This window comes from Pseudomonas sp. NBRC 111127, assembly GCF_001320345.1.
Lineage (GTDB): Bacteria > Pseudomonadota > Gammaproteobacteria > Pseudomonadales > Pseudomonadaceae > Aquipseudomonas > Aquipseudomonas juntendi.
Window position 1 is genome coordinate 1 of the sequence record NZ_BCBD01000244.1, and the last position, 4639, is coordinate 4639.

General features: G+C 62.5%; 4 protein-coding genes. 2 read left to right on the forward strand and 2 right to left on the reverse strand.

The annotated features are described in order from the left end of the window. Positions 1 to 77: 77 nt before the first annotated feature. Positions 78 to 2687, reverse strand: a complete 2610-nt coding sequence (acnB, locus tag APH30_RS26075; RefSeq protein WP_029888008.1) for a bifunctional aconitate hydratase 2/2-methylisocitrate dehydratase — start codon at positions 2685 to 2687, stop codon at positions 78 to 80. A 406-nt stretch (positions 2688 to 3093) separates the two neighbouring features. Between acnB and APH30_RS26080 the strand changes: the two genes are divergently transcribed. Both APH30_RS26080 and APH30_RS26085 read left to right on the forward strand, forming a co-directional pair. Next, complete coding sequence (locus tag APH30_RS26080; RefSeq protein ID WP_161892253.1) at positions 3094 to 3561, forward strand: DUF1289 domain-containing protein; 468 nt, start codon at positions 3094 to 3096, stop codon at positions 3559 to 3561. Between the two features lie 129 nt (positions 3562 to 3690). Next, positions 3691 to 4287 carry a hypothetical protein gene (locus APH30_RS26085; RefSeq protein WP_054914145.1) on the forward strand — a complete coding sequence of 199 codons (597 nt, stop codon included), beginning with the start codon at positions 3691 to 3693 and terminating at the stop codon, positions 4285 to 4287. 13 nt (positions 4288 to 4300) lie between these two features. On the opposite strand, the gene queD is transcribed toward APH30_RS26085, so the two are convergent. Next, positions 4301 to 4639, reverse strand: a 339-nt coding sequence (queD, locus tag APH30_RS26090) for a 6-carboxytetrahydropterin synthase QueD (protein ID WP_082416262.1), incomplete at its 5' end; no start/stop codon positions are given.

The window sequence follows — 4639 nt, forward strand, 5'->3', positions numbered from 1 at the left end:
TGTGAGGAACAAAAAAGCCCCGGCATTTCTGCCAGGGCTTCTTCTTGTAGCTTGCAGCTTACAACTTGCCGCTCAGCTTACGCCTGTACCACCGGGATCTTGGCGTTGGCAGCCGCTTCGCGGAACTCGGCGATCTGGTCGAAGCTCAGGTAGCGATAGACGTCGGCAGCCATGCTGTCGATGTCTTTGGCGTACTGCATGTACTCTTCGACGGTCGGCAGCTTGCCGATGATCGAAGCCACGGCAGCCAGCTCGGCCGACGCCAGGTACACGTTGGTGGCGTCGCCCAGGCGGTTCGGGAAGTTACGGGTCGAGGTGGAGACCACGGTCGAACCGGTCTGCACACGTGCCTGGTTACCCATGCACAGCGAGCAGCCTGGCATTTCCATGCGTGCACCGGCCTTGCCGTAGATGCCGTAGTAGCCTTCTTCGGTCAGCTGGTGTGCGTCCATCTTGGTTGGCGGGGCCAGCCACAGACGGGTCGGAATACCGCCCTTGACCTTCTCCAGCAGCTTGCCGGCAGCGCGGAAGTGGCCGATGTTGGTCATGCACGAACCGATGAACACTTCGTCGATTTTCTCGCCCTGAACCGAGGACAGCAGGCGCGCGTCGTCTGGGTCGTTCGGCGCGCAGAGCACAGGCTCTTTGACGTCGGCCAGGTCGATCTCGATGATTTCGGCGTACTCGGCATCGGCGTCGGCCGACAGCAGCTCAGGCTTGGCCAGCCAGGCTTCCATGGCCTGGGCGCGGCGCTCGAGGGTACGGGCGTCGCCGTAACCTTCGCCGATCATCCAACGCAGCAGGGTGATGTTGGACTTCAGGTACTCGGCGATGGCCTTTTCTGGCAGCTTGATGGTGCAGCCGGCAGCCGAGCGCTCGGCCGAAGCATCGGACAGCTCGAAGGCTTGTTCGACAGTCAGTTCGTCCAGGCCTTCAATTTCCAGGATGCGGCCGGAGAAGGCGTTTTTCTTGCCTTTTTTCTCGACGGTCAGCAGGCCTTGCTTGATGGCGTAGTAAGGGATGGCATGGACCAGGTCACGCAGGGTGATGCCAGGCTGCAGCTTGCCCTTGAAGCGCACCAGGATCGACTCTGGCATGTCCAGTGGCATGACGCCGGTGGCCGCGGCGAACGCGACCAGGCCGGAACCGGCCGGGAACGAGATGCCGATCGGGAAGCGGGTGTGCGAGTCGCCGCCAGTACCCACGGTGTCGGGCATCAGCATGCGGTTCAGCCAGCTGTGGATGATGCCGTCGCCTGGGCGCAGCGACACGCCGCCACGGGTGCGGATGAAGTCTGGCAGGGTGTGGTGGGTGGTGACGTCGATCGGCTTCGGATAAGCCGCGGTGTGGCAGAACGACTGCATCACCAGGTCAGCGGAGAAGCCCAGGCAAGCCAGGTCTTTCAGCTCGTCACGGGTCATCGGGCCGGTGGTGTCCTGGGAGCCGACGGTGGTCATCTTCGGTTCGCAGTAGGCACCTGGGCGCACGCCCTGGCCTTCAGGCAGGCCACACGCACGGCCGACCATTTTCTGCGCCAGGGTGAAGCCCTTGCCGCTGTCGGCTGGCTGCTCCGGTTTCTTGAACAGCTCGGATGGGCCTTGGCCCAGTTCGGCACGGGCTTTTTCGGTCAGGCCACGGCCGACGATCAGCGGGATACGGCCCCCAGCGCGCACTTCATCCAGCAGCACTTCGGTTTTCAGGGCGAAGGTGGTGACCAGCTCGTCGCTGCCATGGCGGCGCACTTCACCTTTGAACGGGTAGACGTCGATGACGTCGCCCATGGCCAGGTTGGTGCAGTCGAACTCGATCGGCAGGGCGCCGGCGTCTTCCATGGTGTTGTAGAAGATCGGGGCGATCTTGGTGCCGAAGCAGAAACCACCGGCGCGCTTGTTCGGCACGTACGGGATGTCGTCGCCGAAGAACCACAGCACCGAGTTGGTGGCGGATTTACGCGAGGAACCGGTACCGACCACGTCACCGACATAGGCAACCGGGTAGCCTTGGGCCTTGACCGCTTCGATCTGGGCCAGTGGGCCTACCGAACCCGGCTGCTGCGGCTCGATGCCGTCACGGGCCATTTTCAGCATGGCCAGGGCGTGCAGCGGGATGTCAGGGCGCGACCAGGCATCGGGTGCAGGGGACAGGTCGTCGGTGTTGGTCTCGCCAGGCACCTTGAACACGCTCAGGGTGTACTTGTCGGCGATGGCCGGGCGCGAGGTGAACCACTCGCCGGCAGCCCAGGACTCCAGCACGGCCTTGGCGTTGGCGTTGCCAGCCTTGGCTTTTTCGGCCACATCGTGGAAGGCATCGAACATCAGCAAGGTGTGCTTGAGCTGTTCGGCCGCGACGGCGCCCAGTTCGGCGTCATCCAGCAGCGCGACCAGCGTTTCGATGTTGTAGCCGCCCTGCATGGTGCCCAGCAGTTCGGTGGCGTGCTTGCGGTCGATCAGTGGCGATTGGGTTTCGCCCTTGGCGACGGCAGAGAGGAAAGCAGCCTTGACATAGGCAGCTTCGTCGACCCCTGGCGGTACACGGTGGGTGATCAGTTCTACGAGGAAGGCTTCTTCGCCGGCCGGCGGGTTTTTCAGCAGCTCGACCAGGCCTGCGGTTTGTTCGGCGTTCAGCGGCTGGGGCACGATGCCCAGGGCGGCGCGCTCTTCGATGTGTTTGCGGTAGGCTTCAAGCACAGTTATTTCCCTCATCAGTGGTCCCTAAAGGGGGTCCGGGACGCTCATCCAGCATTCAATGCACCCATGCGCCTCCACGGCTTTTTGAGCCGCCCGGCCAGGGCCGCAAAGAATCCTTACGGAAGCTGCTTTCAAAGTTTTACGCCTGCAGAACGGGGTGCTGATGAGGGCTGGCGCGGGCATGCGAGGGATGCATGGCCCGGGCCAACGCCGTTCTACCGGATCAACTGTGCTCGTGACGCTTTGAAAACAGCTTCCTACGGACATTGTTGCCTGTGAAAAGGCGGGATGATTCTACGGCAAAAAAAGCCCGAAGGTAAGGCGCAGAACATCACTTTAACGAGTGACCCTGGTTAGACAAAGGGCTAACATGGGCGCGTGTTCCACCGCCATGCTGTTGTTTTTCATGTCCAACAACTCCATCAAGACCCCTTGCGTCGGCCTGTGCTCCACGGTGTATGGGGACACGGTTTGCCGCGGCTGCAAGCGCTTCCACCACGAAGTGATCCACTGGAACGGCTACGATGACGCGCAAAAGCGCGCTGTGTGGCTGCGCCTTGAGCAGTTGCTGGTGCAGGTCATGATGGCCAAGCTCGAGGTGTTCGACAAAAGCCTGTTGCGCCAGCAACTGGAGCAGCGCTCCATCCGCTTCGTCGACCAGCAGTCGGAATATTGCTGGGCGTACCAGTTGATCGCCCGCGGTGCGCGGATGATCCGTGATCTGGAAGCCTACGGCATGGTACTGCTGCCGGAATTTCGCGATTGGGAACTGCCACAATTGCGCGATGCCATCGACCGCGAATTCTTCCTCTTGTCCGAAGCGCACTACCAGCGTTACATCGCCCCTGCGTTTCTCGCCAGCTCGCTGGGCTGAGCGCTGGCATCAGCGCCTTCGCCACGGTTCACGCCTTGTTTGCATGGCCTGGGAGCGGGTTCCGGCTGCAAGCGGGCAACAGCACTCACTACTGTCTCCCTTTTCCGCCAGTGAAGAGGGCTCGACGGCATGTCCCACTACCAATTCCAACCTCAGAAAAGCTTCATTGCCAGGCTGTACTGGCAGCCACGCTTGAGCACGCAAGGGCAGGTTCAAGGCGTGCCCATCGGTGACACAGGTAATGGCGATTCGCCCTTTACCAGTGGTGGCTGGCTGCACGCCGGCGAAGACCATTACACCGACACGGTGGCACCGGCGTATGTGATCTCACGGCGCAAATTCCGCACGCTGTTCTGGTTCGGCTGCTACGAGACCGATGGTGAGTACGACTTCGAGATCCGCGCCGTGGGTGACGAAGACAGCCATCCGCACTGGCGGCGGCGCGGTCACCGCCTGGATGTCAGCCGCAACGGCTATCTGGCCCTGTACTCGGCCGCGGAGGCCGTTGGCCATGACGCCCTGGCCGCCGGCACCATGCTCTGGCGCCTCGACGGCCTGGCGCCAGAGCAGCTTGCCGAAGGCGAGGCGGTCAGCGACGTGAGCCTGGTCAGCCTGCATGGCAAGACGGTCAGGCGGCTGGTCGAGGACGGCTTTCCCTACCTCAGCGAGGTGCAAGGTGAAGCAGGCTATCTGCATCTGCAGGTGCTGAGCATAGGGGCCGCCTGACCCTGGCGGTGTTTCAGTCGCCGTAGTATTCGCACCCGCTGGTGCAGGTCTCGTGGATGCGGACTTTGGACAGCTCCGGCAGCAGCGGCTTGACCTGATCCCAGATCCACTTGGCGATTACCTCGCTGGTGGGGTTTTCCAGGCCGGGGATGTCGTTCAGGTAATTGTGGTCGAGCTGCTCGTAGATCGGCTTGAAAATGGCCTTCACCTCGGCGAAGTCACGGATCCAGCCGGTGTGCGGGTCCAGCGGGCCGGTCAGGTGCAGGCCGACCTTGAACGAGTGGCCGTGCAGGCGGCCGCATTTGTGCCCGGCAGGCACGTGTGGCAGCCGGTGGGCCGATTCGAATGTAAA

Coding starts and splice junctions, on each gene's coding strand:
- APH30_RS26085 (WP_054914145.1), top strand. CDS start 3,691: ATGTCCCACTACCAATTCCAACCTCAGAAAAGCTTCATTGCCAGGCTG.
- APH30_RS26080 (WP_161892253.1), top strand. CDS start 3,094: ATGTCCAACAACTCCATCAAGACCCCTTGCGTCGGCCTGTGCTCCACG.